This window comes from Amycolatopsis jiangsuensis (genome assembly GCF_014204865.1).
Taxonomy (GTDB): Bacteria; Actinomycetota; Actinomycetes; order Mycobacteriales; family Pseudonocardiaceae; genus Amycolatopsis; species Amycolatopsis jiangsuensis.
In genome coordinates, this window is record NZ_JACHMG010000001.1 from 5156894 (window position 1) to 5176498 (window position 19605).

Annotated in this window: 17 protein-coding genes and 1 tRNA gene; 9 read left to right on the forward strand and 9 right to left on the reverse strand. The window is 68.8% G+C overall.

What is annotated here, in order from left to right; genetic code table 11:
• Position 1: 1 nt before the first annotated feature.
• The 4 genes from BJY18_RS23285 (at position 2) to BJY18_RS23300 (ending at position 3610) form a co-directional block, all read left to right on the forward strand.
• Positions 2–943 (forward strand): bifunctional DNA primase/polymerase, encoded by a 942-nt coding sequence (locus BJY18_RS23285; protein WP_184781973.1) that lies wholly within the window; start codon positions 2–4, stop codon positions 941–943.
• Positions 944–970: 27 nt separating this feature from the next.
• Positions 971–2017, forward strand: coding sequence for an AAA family ATPase (locus tag BJY18_RS23290; RefSeq protein WP_184781974.1), 1047 nt, complete (start codon positions 971–973; stop codon positions 2015–2017).
• A gap of 215 nt (positions 2018–2232) precedes the next feature.
• The gene (locus tag BJY18_RS23295; protein WP_184781975.1) at positions 2233–2466 is read left to right on the forward strand and encodes a helix-turn-helix domain-containing protein; all 234 of its coding nucleotides are present in this window, start codon (positions 2233–2235) and stop codon (positions 2464–2466) included.
• Positions 2450–3610 (forward strand): site-specific integrase, encoded by a 1161-nt coding sequence (locus tag BJY18_RS23300; RefSeq protein ID WP_184781976.1) that lies wholly within the window; start codon positions 2450–2452, stop codon positions 3608–3610. Before BJY18_RS23295 ends, BJY18_RS23300 begins: the two co-directional genes overlap by 17 nt.
• A gap of 70 nt (positions 3611–3680) precedes the next feature.
• Here the strand turns inward: BJY18_RS23300 and BJY18_RS23305 are convergent.
• The 9 genes from BJY18_RS23305 to dnaA all read right to left on the reverse strand — a co-directional run bounded on the left by BJY18_RS23305 (position 3681) and on the right by dnaA (position 16003).
• A tRNA-Ile gene (locus BJY18_RS23305) sits at positions 3681–3754 on the reverse strand.
• 50 nt (positions 3755–3804) lie between these two features.
• Positions 3805–4461 carry a DUF3566 domain-containing protein gene (locus tag BJY18_RS23310; RefSeq protein ID WP_184781977.1) on the reverse strand — a complete coding sequence of 219 codons (657 nt, stop codon included), beginning with the start codon at positions 4459–4461 and terminating at the stop codon, positions 3805–3807.
• A gap of 35 nt (positions 4462–4496) precedes the next feature.
• Complete coding sequence (gene gyrA, locus BJY18_RS23315; protein WP_184781978.1) at positions 4497–7115, reverse strand: DNA gyrase subunit A; 2619 nt, start codon at positions 7113–7115, stop codon at positions 4497–4499.
• Positions 7116–7163: 48 nt separating this feature from the next.
• Positions 7164–9131, reverse strand: coding sequence for a DNA topoisomerase (ATP-hydrolyzing) subunit B (gene gyrB / locus BJY18_RS23320; protein ID WP_184781979.1), 1968 nt, complete (start codon positions 9129–9131; stop codon positions 7164–7166).
• Between the two features lie 197 nt (positions 9132–9328).
• Positions 9329–9856 (reverse strand): DciA family protein, encoded by a 528-nt coding sequence (locus BJY18_RS23325; protein ID WP_312873933.1) that lies wholly within the window; start codon positions 9854–9856, stop codon positions 9329–9331.
• A 223-nt stretch (positions 9857–10079) separates the two neighbouring features.
• Positions 10080–11234: a DNA replication/repair protein RecF gene (gene recF / locus BJY18_RS23330; RefSeq protein WP_184781981.1), complete on the reverse strand. Its 1155-nt coding sequence runs from the start codon at positions 11232–11234 to the stop codon at positions 10080–10082.
• A 19-nt stretch (positions 11235–11253) separates the two neighbouring features.
• Entirely contained in the window at positions 11254–12144 is an 891-nt protein-coding gene (gene gnd / locus BJY18_RS23335) for a phosphogluconate dehydrogenase (NAD(+)-dependent, decarboxylating) (RefSeq protein WP_184781982.1), read from the reverse strand.
• 46 nt (positions 12145–12190) lie between these two features.
• A complete protein-coding gene (gene dnaN, locus BJY18_RS23340) occupies positions 12191–13324 on the reverse strand; it encodes a DNA polymerase III subunit beta (RefSeq protein ID WP_184781983.1) in 1134 nt (377 codons plus the stop codon).
• A gap of 1005 nt (positions 13325–14329) precedes the next feature.
• Positions 14330–16003: a chromosomal replication initiator protein DnaA gene (gene dnaA / locus BJY18_RS23345; RefSeq protein WP_184781984.1), complete on the reverse strand. Its 1674-nt coding sequence runs from the start codon at positions 16001–16003 to the stop codon at positions 14330–14332.
• Positions 16004–16610: 607 nt separating this feature from the next.
• Here dnaA and rpmH point away from each other — a divergent pair.
• Genes rpmH through BJY18_RS23370 form a run of 5 tightly spaced genes read left to right on the forward strand, consistent with a single transcriptional unit; the run spans position 16611 to position 19341 of the window.
• Positions 16611–16754 (forward strand): 50S ribosomal protein L34, encoded by a 144-nt coding sequence (gene rpmH / locus BJY18_RS23350; RefSeq protein ID WP_184781985.1) that lies wholly within the window; start codon positions 16611–16613, stop codon positions 16752–16754.
• Between the two features lie 21 nt (positions 16755–16775).
• Positions 16776–17207, forward strand: a complete 432-nt coding sequence (gene rnpA / locus BJY18_RS23355) for a ribonuclease P protein component (protein ID WP_184781986.1) — start codon at positions 16776–16778, stop codon at positions 17205–17207.
• Positions 17208–17213: 6 nt separating this feature from the next.
• Positions 17214–17549: a membrane protein insertion efficiency factor YidD gene (gene yidD, locus BJY18_RS23360; RefSeq protein WP_184781987.1), complete on the forward strand. Its 336-nt coding sequence runs from the start codon at positions 17214–17216 to the stop codon at positions 17547–17549.
• A 4-nt stretch (positions 17550–17553) separates the two neighbouring features.
• Entirely contained in the window at positions 17554–18759 is a 1206-nt protein-coding gene (gene yidC / locus BJY18_RS23365; RefSeq protein WP_184781988.1) for a membrane protein insertase YidC, read from the forward strand.
• A 30-nt stretch (positions 18760–18789) separates the two neighbouring features.
• Positions 18790–19341, forward strand: coding sequence for a Jag family protein (locus BJY18_RS23370; RefSeq protein ID WP_184781989.1), 552 nt, complete (start codon positions 18790–18792; stop codon positions 19339–19341).
• The last annotated feature ends 264 nt before the right edge of the window (positions 19342–19605 follow it).

Here is a 19605-nt window from a genome sequence, read left to right on the forward strand (position 1 = left end):
CATGGCCGACACCACGACCGTGACGGCCGCGCTCGACGCCGCGGCCCGCGGATGGCACGTGTTCCCGCTCCGGCCGGGCAGCAAGCGCCCGGCCGGGCACGGCGCCCACGACTGCCCCGGCACCGGCCGCTGCGCCGGTGGGCACCGCACCTGGGAGCAGCGCGCCACCACCGACCCCGACAAGATCCGCGCCGCCTGGACCCACGCCCCGTACGGGATCGGGCTCGCCACCGGCCCGTCCGGGTTGTGTGTGCTCGACCTCGACACCGCCAAGCCCGGCGACACCGTGCCGGACCGGTGGACCACCGCCGGCGCGACGTCCGGTGAGGACGTGCTCGCGGTACTCGCCGACGAGGCTGGGCAGGACCTGCCCGGCGACACCCTCACCGTGGCCACCCCCACCGGTGGGCTGCACCTGTACTACCGGGCGCCGGAGGACGTGGCGTTGCGCTGCACCGCCGGCGACCGCGGCAACGGACTCGGCTGGAAAGTCGACACCCGCGCATGGGGCGGCTACGTCGTCGCCCCCGGCACCATCACCGACGCCGGCCGCTACCGGTTCCTGTTCGACGGCCCCACCGCCCTCCTCCCGGACTGGCTCACCGCACGGCTCACCCCGCCACCGCTCCCGGCACCGCCGGCCCGGCCGGTACGTCCCGCCGGCGACCGGCGCGGCCGCTACCTCGACGCCGCGATCCGTGCCGAGGCCGGGAAAGTCGCCGACGCATCCAGCAACCGCAACGCCACCTTGTACGGCGCCGCGCTCGCCCTCGGCCAACTCGTCGCCGGCGGCGCCCTCACCGACGACGACGTCCGCGCCGTACTGCTCACCGCGGCCGGTCGGCACATCGGCACGAGCAACTTCACCCGCCGCGAGGCCGAAGCCACCATCACGTCCGGTCTGCGCGCCGGCCGCAACCGGCCCCGCACGGTCGCCGCCTGACCGCCCCTCTCCTTCGGAGGTAACACCATGACCACGCCCCGGCCCTTGGCCGCCGTGCCGACACCACCGCCCCGCCGCACCCGATGGACGGACGCGGAACTCATGCGAGAGGAGTTCCCACCGGTCAAGTGGGCCGTACCCGGCCTGCTCGCCGAAGGGGTCAACCTGCTGGCCGGCGCGCCGAAGCTCGGGAAGTCATGGCTCTCCCTCGGACTCGGGGCCGCGATCGCCAACGGCGACCTCGCGCTGAACGCGATCGAGGTCGAACGCGGCCCCGTCCTGTACTGCGCCCTGGAAGACACCGGCCGGCGGCTGCAGCGCCGACGCCGGCAGCAGATCTCCGCCGGTGGACGGCCGGCGCCGCTGCTGACGCTGGAAACCGCGTGCGCCAGCATGACCGCCGGCGGAGACGCGACCCTGGTCGAGTGGCTGGAAGAAAACCCGGCCGCGCGGCTGGTCATCATCGACACCTTCGAGAAGATGCGCGGCGCGGTCGCCCCCGGCGCGTCGGCCTACAGCGGCGACTACGCCGCCGGCGCCCGGTTCAAGGAACTCGCCGACCACTACGGCGTGCCGTTCCTGCTGATTCACCACGTCCGCAAACAAGGCGCCGACGACTGGCAAAACCTCGTCTCCGGAACCGCCGGACTCACCGGCGCCATGGACGCCACCCTCGTCCTCGAACGCGGCCGCGGACAGGCGGACGGCGTCCTGCACGTCACCGGCCGCGACGTCGAAGAAACCGACTACGCCATGACCTTCGACGCCCACGCCGGCGCCTGGACCAAACTCGACGGCCCCGCCACCGACCACCTCGTCGCCGACACCCGCGCCGACATTCTCCGGCTGCTGCGCGAGCACGGGACGTTGAAACCCGCGCGGATCGCCGAAGCCCTCGACGCCAACCCGGGCACCATCCGCCAGACCTGCAAGCGCATGGCCGACGCCGGCCAGCTCCACAAAAGCCCCGGGGGCGAATACAGCGCGCCCGGCCACACCACCGGTGACACCCCCGCCCCGTCACGCCTGTCACCACTGTCACTCCCGCCCGCTGACCAGCACGAACAGGAGTGACAGCCGGTGTGACACCTCCGGTACCTGTCACACCCCACCGGCCCGTGACACCCGAGACCACACCGCACCTGTCACACCCGTCACCAGAGTCACCCAACCCACCTGACCAGCGCAAATACCCGTGACACCCGATCTGGCCTGTCACGCACCGCGAAGGAGCGCGCCGTGTTCGACACCGCTACCGCCGCCCAGCTTCACGACGCGAAAGGCACCTCATGGACGCCGTCATTTCGCCGGCGCCGGTTCCGGCGCGGCACCTGTACCGCATTCCCGAAGCCATGCGTCTGCTCTCGATGAGCCGATCGGTCATCTACGAGCTATTGCGCGCCGGCCGCCTCTTCTCCGTGAAGCAGGGCCGGGCACGGCTCATCCCGGCGAAAGCCATTCAGCAGTACGTAGACCAGCTCATTCAGGAAGCAGAGGTGACCGGATATGGCCAAGCGGCGTAGTCGCGGTGACGGCGGGCTCTACTGGGACGAAGCACGGCAGCGCTGGACCGCGGAAGCGACGGTCGGCTACCGACCGGACGGAAAGCGGATCGTGCGCAAGGCGCGCGGTGTCACGAAGACCGAAGCCAAGGAGAAGCTCCGCGCACTTCTGCAAGAGATCGAGGACGGCGCGCCGACTGAGGCACGCAACTTCACCGTCGCCGATGCTGTGACGGATTGGCTGGAATTCGGGCTGCCGCGCCGAAGCAAGGCCACGCGAGACAAGCTCACGATCCTGGCGACCAAGCACGTGATCGGCCGTCTCGGTGCTCGGAAGTTACGCGAGTTGAGCGCCGACGACGTGGACAGGTGGCTGGCGGAACGCGCGAAGGTACTGTCCACGCGGACGCTACGAGAAGTGCGCTCGATCCTGGTGCGTGCGATCAACCGGGCACAGGCCCGGGAGAAGGTGAAGCGCAATGTGGTGCTGCTGTGCGAGCTTCCGGAAGGCCAGGCCGGACGTCCATCCAAGTCGCTGACCTTCACGCAAGCGGAAGCGGTCTTGGCCGCGGCGGAATACACCCCGCTGCGTGCGTACGTGGTGCTCTCGCTGCTGGTCGGTGCCCGTACGGAAGAGCTGCGAGCGCTCACCTGGTCGCACGTGTCCCTGGGCACCGAGGACGGCAAGCCACCGCACATCATGGTGTGGCGTTCGGTCCGTGAGCACGGCGACACGAAGACGCGGAAGTCGCGTCGCTCGCTCGCGCTCCCACAGCGGTGCGTCGCCGCGTTGAAGGCCCATCGGGTGAAGCAGGACTTCGCGCAGCGGCTTGCGGGTCGTCGGTGGCAGGACACAGGGCTCGTATTCGCGTCCGACGCCGGCACCCAGCTCGACGCGGCGAACGTGCGGCGGGCACTCCGCAAGATCACTGAACGCGCTGGGCTCAACCCGAGGGAGTGGACACCGCGCGAGCTGCGGCACAGCTTCGTGTCCCTGCTCTCCGACCGGGGCATGCCGATCGAGCAGATTGCCCGCCTGATGGGCCACCAGGGAACGCAAGTCACAGAGCTGGTCTACCGTCACCAGCTCCGCCCGATCGTGGAACACGGGGCAGAAGCCATGGACGAGATCTTCGGCGACGAGGAGGAAAACGGGGCAGCTTAGTCACCCAGTTAGACACCCACCACAGAAAAAGCCCGGTTCACCAGTGTGGTGAACCGGGCTTTGACCTGTGTGGGCCCACCAGGACTTGAACCTGGGACCTCTTCGTTATCAGCGAAGCGCTCTAACCGCCTGAGCTATGGGCCCGTCGAACGGTGAGAACTCTACCGGACGCCCGTGGTGGGCCCGCAACCGGGTTACTCCCGCTCGGACAGGGTGACCTCGAGGCCGCCGGCGAGGTCCGCCGACACGTTGTAGATGAACGCGCTCACCGTGGCCAGCGCGGAGATCAGCACGATGTTGATGGCACCCAGGATCGCCGCGATGCCGAACACGCGACCGGCGCTGATCAGCGGGTCCGCGGCCGCGCTCGCGCCCTCGCCGCCGACCAGCGACGAGTACGTGCCGTTCAGCTTGTCCCACACACCCATGCCGTCGAGCACGGTGTACAGCACCCCGACCGCGACCAGCCACACGAAGAACAACGCGACGCCCAGGACCAGCGCCAGCTTCAGCACCGACCACGGATCGAACCGCTTGATCTGCAGGCTCGCCCGCCGCGGGCCGCGGCCCGGACGGCGCAACGCGCTCGGCGTGGGGCGGGTACGGCCCGCCGGCGGTACGTCCCCGGCCGGCGGCTGCTCGGCGCCGAAGAGCCGGGGGGCCGCGCTGCCGGAGACGGGGTACTCGTGCTCGCTCACCCGCGATCCGTCCTGCTCATGCTCCGAGTAGACCACATCCTCGGTGGCTATTCCGGTCGACACCGTGGCCTCGGAGTCGCCGCCACCGTCCTTGGCGGTGCGCTGCCAGGGCGGAGGGGCCGACGTGCCGTCGGACTTGTCGGATGGTGCCACGTTGAGTCAGTCCTTACCCGTGCGTGGGGCGCCGCTCACTGCTCCGGCGCCGTACCGTCGTCTTCTGCGGCAGGCTCGTTCCCGGCCTGCTCGTTCCCGGCCGTCGGCTCCCCGGTCGCTTCGGCGGCCGGAGCACCTTCGGCGGCCGGACCGCCGTCGGCGTCTGCTTCACCATCAGTGACGACGTCCGAGCCCTCGTCCGCGTTGCGCGCGACCGCGAGAAGAGTGGTGCCCTCCCCGAGATTCATCAACCGCACGCCCTTGGTCTGCCGACCGGCCTTGCGCACGTCGCGCGCCGGCGTGCGGATGACACCGCCGCTGGACGTGATGGCGAACAACTCGTCGTCCTCGTCGACGATGAGCGCCCCCACCAGCCTGCCACGTTTGGTGTCGTGCTGAATGGTGAGCACACCCTTGCCGCCCCGGCCCTGCACCGGGTAGTCGGCGATCGGGGTGCGCTTGCCGTACGCCCCGTCGGTCGCGACCAGCAGGTACTTGTCCTCCTTGACCACGCCGATGGCGAGCAGTTCGTCACCCTCGTTGAACCGCATGCCCAGCACACCCGAGGTCGGCCTGCCCATCGGGCGCAGCGCCTCGTCGGTCGCGTGGAACCGGATGGACTGACCGCCCGCGGACACCAGCAGCAGGTCGTCCTCGGCCGCGGCGAGCACCGCACCCATCAGCTCGTCGCCCTCACGCAGGTTGATCGCGATGAGCCCGCCCGCCCGGTTCGAGTCGAAGTCGGTGAGCTTGGTCTTCTTCACCAGCCCACGCTGCGTGGCGAGCACCAGGTACGGCGCCACCTCGTAGTTCGCGATTTCGATGACCTGGGCGATCTGCTCGTCCGGCTGGAAGGCCAGCAGGTTCGCCACGTGCTGACCGCGGGCGTTGCGGTTGGCCTCGGGCAGGTCGTAGGCCTTCGCGCGGTACACCCGGCCCTTGTTCGTGAAGAACAGGATCCAGTCGTGCGTGGAACAGACGAAGAAGTGCTGGACGATGTCGTCCTGGCGCAGTGTGGCGCCCTGCACCCCCTTGCCGCCGCGCTTCTGCGAGCGGTACAGGTCGGTCTTGGTGCGCTTCGCGTAGCCGGTGCGCGTGATGGTGACCACCACGTCTTCCTGCGCGATCAGGTCCTCGACCGACACGTCCCCGTCGAACGGGATGATCTGCGTACGCCGGTCGTCGCCGTACTTGTCGACGATGCCCATCAGCTCGTCGCGGATGATGATGCGCTGCCGCTCCGGCTTCTCCAGGATGTCCTTGAGGTCGGCGATCTCGGCCTCGATCTTGGCCAGGTCGTCGATGATCTTCTGGCGTTCCAGGGCCGCCAGCCGCCGCAGCTGCATGTCCAGGATCGCGGTCGCCTGGATCTCGTCGACGTCGAGCAGCTCCATCAGGCCCGGCCGCGCCTCGTCCGCGGACGGCGACCGCCGGATCAGCGCGATGACCTCGTCGAGCGCGTCGAGCGCCTTGACGTACCCACGCAGGAGGTGGGCCCGTTCCTCGGCCTTGCGCAGCCGGTACCGGGTGCGCCGCACGATCACGTCGATCTGGTGCTTGACGTAGTGCCGGATGACCTGGTCCAGCCGCAGCGTGCGGGGCACGCCCTCGACCAGTGCCAGCATGTTCACGCCGAAGTTCTGCTGCAGCTGGGTGTGCTTGTAGAGGTTGTTCAGCACCACCTTGGCCACCGCGTCGCGGCGCAGCGTGATCACGATCCGCATGCCGGAGCGGCTGTTGGTCTCGTCGGCGATGTCCGAGATGCCGGTGACCTTGCCGTCGCGCACCAGGTGCGCGATGTTCTCCACCAGGTTGTCCGGGTTCACCTGGTACGGCAGTTCGGACACGACGAGCGTGGTGCGCCCCTTCGCGTCCTCCTCGACCTCGACGACCGCGCGCATCCGGATCGAACCGCGGCCGGTGCGGTAGGCGTCCTCGATCCCGGAGGTGCCGAGAATCATCGCCTTGGTCGGGAAATCCGGGCCCTTGACCCGCACGAGCAGTGCGGCGAGCAGCTCGTCGTCGGTCGCCTCCGGGTTCTCCAGCGCCCACACGACACCGTCGGCGACCTCGCGCAGGTTGTGCGGCGGGATGTTCGTCGCCATCCCGACCGCGATCCCGGAACTACCGTTGACCAGCAGGTTCGGGAACCGCGACGGCAGCACGTCCGGTTCCTGCGTGCGACCGTCGTAGTTGTCGGAGAAGTCGACGGTCTCCTCTTCGATGTCGGCCAGCATCTGCATGGCCAACGGAGCGAGCCGGGACTCGGTGTACCGCATCGCGGCGGCCGGGTCGTTGCCCGGCGAACCGAAGTTGCCCTGTCCGTCGATCAGCGGGTACCGCATCGACCAGCGCTGGGCCAGCCGCACGAGCGCGTCGTAGATCGCCGAGTCGCCGTGCGGGTGGTAGTTGCCCATGACGTCGCCGACGACGCGGGAGCACTTGTTGTACCCGCGGTCCGGGCGGAACCCGGAGTCGAACATCGAGTAGAGCACCCGGCGGTGCACCGGCTTGAGCCCGTCACGCACGTCCGGCAGCGCCCGCGACACGATCACGCTCATCGCGTAGTCGATGTAGGAGCGCTGCATCTCCTGCTGGATGTCGACCGGCTCGATCCGGTCGTTCTCCGGAGCCGGCGGCAAGGTTTCCGTCATGGGGTCCTTCTCGGTGAGCAGTCCTGGGAGGTCGGTTTCGGGGGACGCCTACACGTCCAGGAAGCGCACGTCCTTGGCGTTGCGGGTGATGAACGACCGGCGGGACTCCACGTCCTCGCCCATCAGCACGGAGAACAGTTCGTCCGCCTGCGCGGCGTCGTCGAGGGTGACCTGGCCGAGCAGCCGGTTCGCCGGGTCCATCGTGGTCTCCCACAGCTCCTCGGCGTTCATCTCGCCGAGACCCTTGTACCGCTGGATCGCGTCGTCCTTCGGCAGCTTCCGGCCCGCTTCGACCCCGGCCTGGATGACCGCGTCGCGCTCCTTGTCGGAGTAGGCGTACTCCGGCTCGGCCCGCGGCCACTTGATCTTGTACAGCGGCGGCCGCGACAGGAACACGTGACCGTGCTCGACCAGCTGCGGCATGAACCGGAACAACAGCGTGAGCAGCAGCGTGGTGATGTGCTGGCCGTCGACGTCGGCGTCGGCCATCAGCACGATCTTGTGGTAACGCAGCTTCGAAAGGTCGAAATCGTCGTGGATGCCGGTGCCCAGCGCGGTGATCAGCGACTGGACCTCGGTGTTCTTGAGCACCCGGTCGATCCGCGCCTTCTCGACGTTGATGATCTTGCCGCGGATCGGCAGGATCGCCTGGTACATCGAGTCGCGGCCTTCCTTGGCCGAACCGCCGGCCGAATCGCCCTCCACGATGTAGAGCTCGCATTCGCCCGGATCGTTGGAACGACAGTCCTTGAGCTTGCCGGGCAAGCCGCCGATCTCCAGCGCACCCTTGCGGCGCACCAGATCGCGGGCCTTGCGCGCGGCGAGGCGAGCCTGCGCCGAGGAGATCGACTTGTTGATGATCGTCTTGGCCTCGGCCGGATTGCGCTCGAACCAGTCCGAAAGCCATTCGTTCGACTGCTGCTGCACGAACGTCTTGGCCTCGCTGTTGCCCAGCTTGGTCTTGGTCTGGCCCTCGAACTGCGGTTCGGACAGCTTGATCGACACGATTGCGGCGAGGCCCTCGCGCACGTCGTCACCGGTCAGGTTGGCGTCCTTCTCCTTGAGCAGCTTCTTCTCGCGCGCGTACGCGTTGACCACGCGGGTGAGCGCGGCGCGGAAGCCCTCCTCGTGGGTACCGCCCTCGTGCGTGTTGATGGTGTTGGCGAAGGTGTAGACCGACGGCGTGAACCCGGTGTTCCACTGCATCGCGATCTCGACCTCGAGGCCGGTGCCCTTCGCGTCGAAGGAGATCACGCTCTGGTGGATCGGGTCCTTGCTGCCGTTGATGTGCTTGACGAAGTCCTCGAGCCCGCCCGGGTAGCAGTAGACCTTCTCCTTGACCCTGGCCTGCTTGCCCTCGGCGTCCCGCTCGGCCTCCTCGTCGGCCACCCGCTCGTCGCGCAGCGACAGGGTGAGGCCCTTGTTGAGGAACGCCATCTCCTGCAGCCGGCGTGAGATGTTCTCGAAGTTGTAGGTGGTGGTCTCGAAGATCCCGGAATCGGCCCAGAAGGTGATCGTGGTGCCGGTCTCGGTGGTCGGGCCGAGGTCCTCGAGCGGGCCGGGGACCTGGTCGGTGTACTCCTGGCGCCAGCTGCGGCCGCCGACCTTGATCTCGGCCAGCAGCTTCGTGGACAACGCGTTCACCACGGAGACACCGACGCCGTGCAGGCCGCCGGACACCGCGTAGGAGTCGCTGTCGAACTTGCCGCCCGCGTGCAGGATCGTGAGCACGACCTCGAGGGTCGGCTTCTGCTCCTTGGGGTGCAGGTCGACCGGGATGCCGCGGCCGTCGTCCACGACTCGCACCCCGCCGTCCGCGAGCAGCGTGACCTCGACCTTGGTGGCGTACCCCGCCATCGCCTCGTCCACGGAGTTGTCCACCACCTCCTGCACGAGGTGGTGCAGGCCGCGTTCACCGGTGGAACCGATGTACATCCCGGGACGCTTGCGGACCGCTTCGAGGCCTTCGAGCACGGTGATGGACGACGCGTTGTACTCGCTCTTGTTCTCTGTCACCGGCGTTGCTTCTCCTCGTCTCGCCCGAGCGGACGCTCGCTACTTCACCAGTGTACTTGCCCACCCCCGCTCACATGCGGCAAGGACACCTCTCATCGGGTCACAGAGGCGCGAAATCACTCTCGACCGACTCATCTCGTATCCCGACTGCCGTCAAGCGGTTCTCGGGGAACTCACCCGGCTGCCCGCAACCCGGGTCAGCCGTACGTGTCACGTGGGCCCCGGCCAGGCACGTGCCGTGGCCCTTTCCGCCAGCTCGGGGCGGTCGGACCCTGGATCCGCATCCGCTTCACCACGCCGTGGCCGACGCCGGCGGCGATCTTCGCGAGCAGCTTCCCCTGCAGCAACCGCAGCTGCGTCGCCCACGCGGTGGAGCTCGCGCGCACGGTCAGCTCGCCGTCCTTCAGCGCCACCGGCTGGGCGTGTTCGGCGACGTCCTCGCCCACCAGCCGCGCCCACTGGCCGAACACGCGAGCGTTGGTCATCGTGTCCTGCCAGCCGCTGTCGGTGATCAGCCGCGAAACCAGCCGGCCCAGCGGTTGCGGGTCGCGCGCATCGGCACCCGGCCCTGACCAGCGCCGACGGCGTGGGTGCTGGCCTTTGCCCCCGGCTCCGCCGATCCGGCCGCGGCGCAGGTTCGGCGGGGCACCCCGTTCGCGGGCCTTGGCCTTGGCGGCTTCGAGCGCGGCGTGCGCGAGGTCCCGGCCGGACTGGTTCTCCCCCACGACCCCCTCGTTCGGCCCAGTGGTCGCAGCACGGTCGGTGACCGAACGAGCCGAATCGCGTGGGTGACCGTCGGTGCGGGGGGTGTCAAGACCGCCATCCGGCCGATTCGTCACGCGCGGCGATAACGCGGGCACGGGTTTATCCACACTGTCCACAGGTTTGTCCCCAGATCGGTAGGCAACAGGTGTGGCGCCGGTCACCCGACGTGGTTGTGCTGGGTGTTCAGTCACGGTTCACCTCACCCTCTGCCACCGTGAACCGGGCGCCGGCCAGCTCCCCGGGCACGTCCTCGTCGACGGCCGCGGTGATGAGTACCTGTTCGGCACCCGCCGCGACCTCCGCGAGCCGAGCCCGGCGTTTGCGGTCGAGCTCGGCAAACACATCGTCCAGCAGAAGGACCGGTTCGCCCCCTTCGGCACGCAGGAGTTCGTAACTTCCGAGCCGCAGAGCCAGCGCGAACGACCACGACTCGCCGTGGCTCGCGTACCCCTTCGCCGGTGCTTCACCGAGGATCAGCTCGAGCTCGTCCCGGTGCGGGCCGACCAGACTGATCCCACGCTCCAGCTCATTGCGCCGTACGTCGGCCATCGCCTTCAGCAGCAGCTCACGCAGCACCTCCGGCTCCGCGCGCTCACCGCCGGGCACACCGTAGGACGGTGGGAGCGCTTCGCCCAGCGAAGAGCGGTACGCGATCTTCGCCGGCCGCGAGTCCGGCGCGACTCCCATGTACGCGTCGGCTGCGTACGGTGCGAGGTCGGCGACGAGGTTCAGCCGCGCGGCGAGTAGTTGCGCGCCGGCTACCGACAGGTGGTCGTCCCACACGTCGAGCGTCGACAGCGCGTACGGGTCTTCGCGGCCGGTACGTCGCTTGCCCGCGGTCTTGAGGAGCGCGTTGCGCTGCTTCAGCACCTTCTCGTAGTCCGAGCGCACCCCGGCGTACCGAGGCGCGCGAAGCACGAGCAGCTCGTCCATGAACCGCCGGCGTTCACTCGGATCCCCGCGTACGAGCGCGAGGTCCTCCGGAGCGAACAACACTGTTCGAAGGACACCGAGTACATCGCGCGGCCTGCCGACGGCGCCACGGTTCACCCTCGCCCGGTTCGCGCGGCCCGCGGTGATCTCGAGCTCGACTGTCAGCTCACGGTCGGCGTTGACGACCGCGACGCGCACGAGTGCGCGCTCGCACCCGTGGCGGATGAGCGGCGCGTCCGTCGCGACCCGGTGCGAGCCCAGGGTCGCGACGTAGCCGACCGCTTCGAGCAGGTTCGTCTTCCCCCGGCCGTTCTGGCCGACCAGCACGACCGGCCCCGGTTCGAGGGCGAGATCGGCTTGCGGCCAGGACCGGAAGTCGGTGACCTGGAGGTGGCGCAGATACACGGAGGGGGACCGGCCTGCGTCAGCTCCCGGCTTTCTTCACCGAGTGCCCGCCGAACTGGTTGCGCAGCGCGGCGACCGCGCGCATCGCGGACGAGTCCTTCTGCCGGGAGGAGAACCGGGCGAACAGGGCGGCCGAGAGCACCGGCGCCGGCACCGCGTGGTTCACGGCTTCCTCCAGCGTCCACCGGCCCTCGCCCGAGTCCTCGACGTAGCCCTCGAGGTCGTCCAGATCCGGGTCCTCGTCGAGCGCGCGGACCAGCAGGTCGAGCAGCCATGAGCGGACCACGGTGCCACGCTGCCAGCCCTTGATCACGGCAGGCACGTCGTCGACGACCTTCGACGCTTCGAGCAGCTCGAAGCCTTCGGCGTAGGCCTGCATGACGCCGTACTCGATGCCGTTGTGGATCATCTTCGCGTAGTGCCCGGCACCGACCGAACCGGCGTGCGAGAAGCCCTCCTCACGCGGACCGTCCGGGCGCAGCGCGTCGAAGATCGGCATCGCGCGGGTCACGTCGGACGCCGCGCCGCCGACCATCAGGCCGTACCCGTTGTCCTTGCCCCACACCCCACCGGACACGCCACAGTCGAGGTACCCGATTCCCTTGGCAGCCAAGAGATCCGCGTTCAGCTTGTCGTCGGTGAACTTCGAGTTGCCGCCGTCGATCACCAGATCGCCCTCGGACAGCAGCTCGCCGAGCTCGATGACGGTCTGCCGGGTCGGTTCACCGGCCGGCACCATGATCCAGACGATCCGGGGGCCGGACAGCTTGGACACCAGATCGGCCGGCGACGCGGAGTCGCTCACGTCCGGGTTGCGGTCGTAGCCGACCACCTCGTGCCCGGCGGCCCGCAGCCGCTCGCGCATGTTGAAACCCATCTTGCCCAGGCCGATCAGACCCAGCTGAACCATGAGATCCCCTTAGGTAGTAACGAAAATCCGCGGCGGTGCCGGACGATCAGCCCGGCAGCCGAACCGGCATGAGCAGGTAGAGGAACCCGGGGACGACGTTGCCCTCGGCGTCCGCGGGCTTGATCAGCGCCGGACGGTTGGGGGTGGTGAAGGTGAGCTCCGCCCGGTCGCTGTGCAGCGCGCCGAGCCCGTCGACGAGATAACCGGGGTTGAACGCGATGGTGACCGGATCGCCCTCGTAGTCGACCTTCAGTTCCTCCTCGGCACTGCCCTCGTCGTCCCCGCCGGCGGACAGCCGCAGGCTGCCGTCGCCGAACTCCAGCCGGACCTGGGTACCGCGCTCGGCGACCAGCGAAACCCGCTTGATCGACTCGGTGAGCGCACCGACCTCGATCACCGCGCGTGACGTGTGGTTCGCGGGCAGCAGCTGGCGGTATGGCGGGAACTCCGCGTCGAGCAGGCGCGTGGTGGTGTAGCGGCCCGCGCCGGACAGGCCGAGCAGGCCGTCGCCACTGGCGAGCGCGAGCTTCACGGTGGCACCGGAGCCCCCGAGCGTCTTCGCGGCCTCGGCGAGCGTGCGGGCGGGGACGAGCACCGCGGCGTCGGACAGGCCCTCGGCCGGCTGCCAGGTGAACTCGCGCATGGCGAGCCGGAAACGGTCGGTGGCCACCAGCGTCAGCGACTCCCCGGAGATCTCCAGCCGCATGCCGGTGAGCATCGGGAGCGTGTCGTCCTTGCCGGCCGCGGTGACGACCTGGGTCACCGCCTGGCCGAAGACGTCGCCGGGGAGTTCGCCGGCGTGCGCGGGCTGGGACGGCAGCTGCGGGTAGTCCTCCACCGGCATGGTGGGCAGGCTGAACCGGGCACTGCCGCAGGTGATGGTCGCGCGGGCGCCGTCGACGGAGATCTCCACCGGCTGGGCGGGCAGCGCCTTGGTGATGTCGGCGAGGAGCCGGCCGGAGACGAGCAGCCGCCCGCCGTCGGCGATGGTCGCGGGGACGCCGACGGTGGCCGACACCTCGTAGTCGAAGCCGGAGACGGTGAGCGCGTCGGATTCGCCGTCCGCACCCGCGTCGAGCAGGACTCCACCCAGCACCGGCACCGGCGGCCGGGACGGGAGGCTTCTGGCCACCCACGCGACGGCGTCGGCGAGCCCGTCGCGCTCGACGCGGATCTTCATGCGCGCATCCTTTCGGCAACCGAGCCCCGCGGCTCGTGAAGGGTCGGCGGGTGACGGCCGGGAGTACGCCCGAGGCGTGCGCGACCGGGTCCCCACCGGTCCGGTCCGACCCACGCGCGGGACGGACCAGGTGCAGGCATCCACGTTAGGCCGTCGCCGGGGGTGCCGTCACCTCGGCCTCCCCTTGACTTTGTCGACAAGCCGACAGCGTCTCGGGCTTGTCCCCAACTTCGTCCTTCGCCTGTTTTTGTTCTGTTCTCTCTTTCAAGAGATCTAAAGGCAGTAGCAGTAATAGGGGCTGTGGGTTGTGTGGACAGAGCTCGTTGCCGCAGGTCGTGGCGGTCGTCGGCCTGTGGAGAGCCCTGGTGGTGGATCGGTGGATGAATCGAGCGGTCGGTGGATGGTTTCGGGCGTCCCCCGGTTCATCCACAGCCGGGCGTAGTTGTCCCCATGGTTGTCCCCAGGCATGTGCCGAGTTGTACCCAGGCGATGTGGGCGTCCGGAGTGGTCCGAATCGCCCTGGCGAGTGACGGGCCACGGCTGGGGATGAAATGGGGACAACCTGGGGAATCAACGTGGACAGAGCTGGGGACAACCTGTGGATTCCGTGTGAGTGCAATGTGGACGGTTTCCGGTTCGGGCTGATCAAGGATCTGTTGGGGCTGTGGGCAAAGTACTCACACCCTGGGGAAAACCGGTTGTGTATCAATGGATTTCGGCGAGCTGCGTACAGGCGCGTACGCGTGCGTACGCAGCTTCGCGCACACAGTCGACACGAAGGCGGTGCGAAGACGTTGCGAGAGAAAGGAAAGCGCCTTCGCAGCACGTCGGCGCGCGAGAGAGCGACAGCGGCCGTGTCGCGGCTGTTGTCCGGTGAAGGCGCTGTCGAGTTAGAGCGCCGAGATAGAGCGCTGCCGAGACGGAGCGCCTAGATAGAGCGTTGTGCCGTTGAGGGCCGCACTGCCGAGACAGCGCGTTGCCGAGACAGTGCGCCGAGCTACGCGGTTACTGCCGGGCCCGCTGCTTGATGCGCGAGGTCAGCTCCTGCACCTGGTCGTAGATCCGCCGCCGTTCGGCCATTTCCTTGCGGATCTTCTTGTCCGCGTGCATCACCGTGGTGTGGTCGCGGCCGCCGAAGGTCTGGCCGATCTTCGGCAGCGACATGTCGGTCAGCTCGCGGCACAGGTACATCGCGATCTGCCGCGCGGTGGCCAGCGCCTTCGTCTTGCCCGGGCCGCACAGGTCCTCGAGCGTGACGTCGAAGAACTCGGCCGTGACGCCCATGATGGTCGGCGCGGTGATCTCCGGTGCGTGCGAATCCGGGATCAGCTCGCGCAGCACGACCTCGGCGAGGCCGACGTCCACCGGCTGCTGGTTGAGCGACGCGAACGCGGTGACGCGGATCAGCGCGCCCTCCAGCTCGCGGATGTTCGCCTCGACGCGGGAGGCGATGAACTCCAGCACGTCGCCCGGCACCGCGAGCCGGTCCTGCGCCGCCTTCTTCCGCAGGATCGCGATCCGCGTCTCCAGATCGGGCGGCTGGATGTCGGTGATCAGGCCCCATTCGAACCGCGTGCGCAGCCGGTCCTCCAGCGTCTCCAGGCGCTTCGGCGGCCGGTCGGAGGAGACGACGATCTGCTTGTTCGCGTTGTGCAGGGTGTTGAAGGTGTGGAAGAACTCCTCCTGCGTACCTTCCTTGCCCTCCAGGAACTGGATGTCGTCGACGAGCAGGATGTCGATGTCCCGGTAGCGCCGCTGGAAGGCGACCTTGCGGTCGTCACGCAGTGAGTTGATGAAGTCGTTGGTGAACTCTTCGGTCGACACGTACCGCACGCGCATCCCGGGGAACAGCCGTTGCGCGTAGTGCCCGACCGCGTGCAGCAGGTGGGTCTTGCCCAGCCCGGACTCGCCCCAGATGAACAGCGGGTTGTAGGCGCGGGCCGGCGCCTCCGCCACGGCGACCGCGGCGGCATGCGCGAACCGGTTCGACGCGCCGATGACGAACGTGTCCAGGGTGTACTTCTCGTTCAATTTCGTCTTCGAGGTCTGCGGCTGGGCCGGTGCGGTGTAGGGCTGCCCGGCGATCGGCTGGCCGGAGAACGTGGGCCAGATCTCGTGCACCGCGGCGAGTGCTTCGCCCTCTTCATCGACTTCTTCGTCGGTGTCCTCGGTGTCTTCCGCCGACGGCTTCGCCGGCTCGGGCCGAGCCGGCGGCAGGCCGTTGCCCTCGGACGGCGGGCGTGGCGGCGTCATCGCCGGCGGTGCGTTCTCCGTACGTCCCGCGTCGGCCCGTCCGTTGTCCGGGCGCGCGCCGTCCGGGAGGACCGGCTCAGTGCGCGCGCCGTCGAAGTGCCCGTTGGTTTCGTTTTCCACCCGCGAGGGTGACGGCACATAGCGAGGGGCGGGTGCGACGGCCTCGGCGCTGTCCACCTTCACCGCGAGCGAGACCGGGCGGCCGAGCCGGCGCGACAGCGCGTCGGTGATCGACGTGCGCAGCGCGCGTTCGATGGCTTCCTTCGCGAAATCGCTGGGAGCGGCCAGCAGGGCGGTGCCGTCGAGCAGGCCGATCGGCCGGGTGACGCGCATCCAGGCCCGCTGCTGCGGCGAGAGGGTGCCGTCGGACAGCTCCCGCACCACCTGCTCCCAGATGACGCCCAGATTGTGCTGGTGCTCGGACACCGGTCTGACTCCCCTCCCCTCGTCGGCGTGTACGCCCGGGTTCAGCCCACGCACGCGCGGAACACTCCCGCAAGCGTCATCCTGGCCCGATCCGCACGACGGCACAGCGATATCCACATAGTTGTCCACAGCTGTGCACTAATGTACGGCGGCCCGCAGCCACGCCACCTGCGGGCTCGACGTTCTCGCCGGGTGCCTCCACACCCCGTGGCCGACGGCGGCGGTAACCTGACGTCCACCCCGCCCGGCAGCCTGAGAGAGGCACGCTAACAAGCCCCGGTCATTGCCACAAGGCGTGGTGCCGCGCAAGCATTTCACGGTGTACGGCGTGTTGCCATTCGGTGCCGTGGCGTACCGGAGCCCGGGGCCGGACGCTGGTCGCGGTGCGTGGCGGAGGGGGCGGCTGCACGTCTCCGGACGGGGGTGCGTACCCTCGTAAGGTCTCCCGTAAGCGACGGGTGCGTTTCGCGTGCCCACGTATGTCGTCGCTCGTCGTGACGAGGCCACACGTTGGTAGGAGACACCAGAGACTGCCGTGCGACCCGCACGACATGCCGGGCGCCGGAGAAATGACCGTCGTCCGACGGCCGAGACACATGGAGAAGCAGTGAGCAAGGGCAAGCGCACCTTCCAGCCGAACAACCGTCGTCGCGCGCGGACCCACGGTTTCCGCCTGCGTATGCGTACCCGCGCGGGCCGCGGCATCCTGGCGGCCCGCCGTCGCAAGGGCCGCGCCGCGCTGTCCGCCTGATCCGGCTCGCCGAGACGCGCCGTGCTGCCCGCTGCCGCACGCCTGCGGCGGAGTGAGGACTTCCGGGTCGTCCTCCGCCGGGGGTCCCGGGCAGGCAGGCGCCGCCTCGTCGTCCATGCGTTGACCACGGACCCGCCCGTGGCCACACCCGCTGTGGCCAGGGCGGGTTTTGTGGTGAGCAAGGCCGTGGGCAACTCCGTGGTCCGCCACCGCGTGACCCGGCGGTTGCGGCACCTCGTCTCGGCCCGTCTCGGAACACTGCCCCAGGGCAGCTCGTTGGTGGTACGGGCACTACCTCCGGCGGCGACCGCGTCGAGCGCGGAACTCGGCGCCGATCTCGACGCGGCGTTGCGCCGGCTCGGTCTCGCGCCGGCCGGGCGCCCGGCCCGGGAGGATGCTCCCCGGCAGCCGCGTCAGCAGGGCGCGGGCCCCGACCACGGATCAGCGGTGTAAACGGCCATGCACGCCACCCCCGAGCACGAAACCACCGAGGCCACCGGAGTCCCCGAGGAAGCGAAGCCTCCCCGGCCCGGGCCGGTCGCGTGGGTACTGCTCCTGCCCGTCAGGTTCTACCGCAAGGCGATCTCGCCTTTTCTCCCGCCGGCTTGCCGGTTCTACCCGAGCTGCAGCGCGTACGCAGTCGAAGCCCTGACCCGCCACGGCGCGGCTCGCGGCTCCTATCTCGCGCTGCGCCGGTTGTTGCGCTGCGGCCCGTGGACCCCGCCCGGCCGCGACCCGGTCCCCGAGAAGTTCTCGTGGCGACACCGCATGCCTGAAACACCGATCGAGGAGTAGCTCAGTGCTCGATTTCATCTACTACCCCGTGTCCTTCATCTTGTGGTGTTGGCACAAGGTCTTCGGGTTCGTCTTCGGGGAGTCGTCCGCGGTCGCCTGGATCCTCGGCATCATCTTCCTGACCTTCACCGTGCGCGGCATCATGTTCAAGCCGTTCGTGAACCAGGTCCGGTCGATGAAGAAGATGCAGGACTTCGCGCCGGAGATGAAGAAGATCCAGAAGAAGTACGCGAACGACCGGCAGCGCCAGGCGCAGGAGATGCAGAAGCTCCAGCGGGAACACGGCGTGAACCCGCTCGGCAGCTGCCTTCCGATGGTTCTGCAGATCCCGGTGTTCATCGGACTGAACCACGTGCTGCGTGCGTTCACCTTCCCGCCGCCCGGTGGCGGGCCGAAGACCGAGAACTACTTCTTCAGCCAGCACGACGTCAGCTCGTACGTGAACGCCAAGCTCTTCGGCGTCAACCTCGGCGAAGCGGTCAACAACGGGGTCGGCGCGGTCGCCGGCAACGTGGCGAACGGCGGCTGGCACTGGAACGTGCTCCCCGTCGCGTTGCCGCTGATGATCGTCGCCGCGATCGCGACGCACCTCACCGCGCGGCACTCGGTGGCCCGGCAGAACGCCTCGGCCACGGGCAACCCGCAGACCGCGATCATGAACAAGCTGACGATGTACATCTTCCCGTTCGGTGTGCTCGTGTTCGGTGCGTTCTTCCCGCTCGGTCTTCTCTTCTACTGGCTGGCGAACAACGGCTGGACGCTCATGCAGCAGCGCCTCGTCTACACGCGGATCGACAAGGAAGAGGCGAAGCGCAAGGAAGAGGCCGCGGAGAAGCGTGCCTCGCTCGGTCCGAAGCCGGGTCAGAAGCCGGCCGCTCCGAAGGTCGGGCAGAAGCCGGTACAGCAGAAGAAGAACCAGCCCTCGGGTCAGCAGCAGCGCAAGGTGACCAAGGCCGGCTCGGCACACGGCTTCGCGCAGACCGCGTCGGCGGACGGCAAGTCCGGTGGCGTCTCGAGTGACAAGCCTGCGAAGAAGACCGGCACGGACGGTGCCGCCGCGACGAAGGCGTCGGACGACAACGCGGCCACGCAGGCCTCGGAGCGACCCTCGGAGCAGTCCGCGGCGAACCAGACCAACGGAGCCAACGGGAACGGGGCGCCCGGGCTTCTCAAGAACTCGACCAGGAAGTCGGGCCGGAAGCGTCGCTGACGCCGATCCGGTTCGGAGAGGAGACGGAACATGTCGGAGACGGTCGACACGATCGACGCCGATCAGGACGAGAAGGCCGAGTCGGCGGAAGTGGTCGAAACGAAGGCGGGCGGTGGCGATAGCACTCTCGTGCAAGAGGGTGACATCGCCGGCGACTACCTGGAGCGGTTGCTGGATCTGCTCGACTACGACGGAGACATCGACCTCGATGTCGAAGCCGGCCGAGCGGTGGTGAGCATCGACGGTGGCGAGGATCTGGAGAAGCTCGTCGGCCCACGGGGCACTGTGCTCGAGTCGCTGCAGGAGCTGACCCGGCTGGCTGTGCAGCAGGAGACCGGTTCGCGTAGCCGGCTGATGCTGGACATCGCGGGCTGGCGGTCCGACCGCCGGGAGGAGCTGCGCGAGCTCGGCCGGTCCACCGCGGAGTCAGTCCGGACGAACGGCGAGCGGGTGCGGCTGCAGCCGATGAGTCCGTTCGAGCGCAAGGTGGTGCACGACGCGGTCGCCACCGTCGACGGTGTCACGAGCGAGAGCGAGGGCGAGGACCCCAAGCGACGCGTGGTGATCTTCCTCGAGGGCTGAGCTCCACTGCGGGAGTACTGAGCTGAAGCGGCCCACCGGATGATCCGGTGGGCCGCTTTTGTGTCTCCCCTGGATCTGGGTTCGAGTCACGCGGTGGCGAATTACAAGCGTGGCGTTTCACGTGAAACCGGGCGCGTCGCGTCGTCCTCATCCGCTCCGCCGCGTTTCACGTGAAACGGCTGTGGACAGTTCCGCCCGCGGAGTGGACTTGTCCACAGATGCGGTCTGTCGGCTCGATTTGGGTCGGGCATCAGGGACAATCAG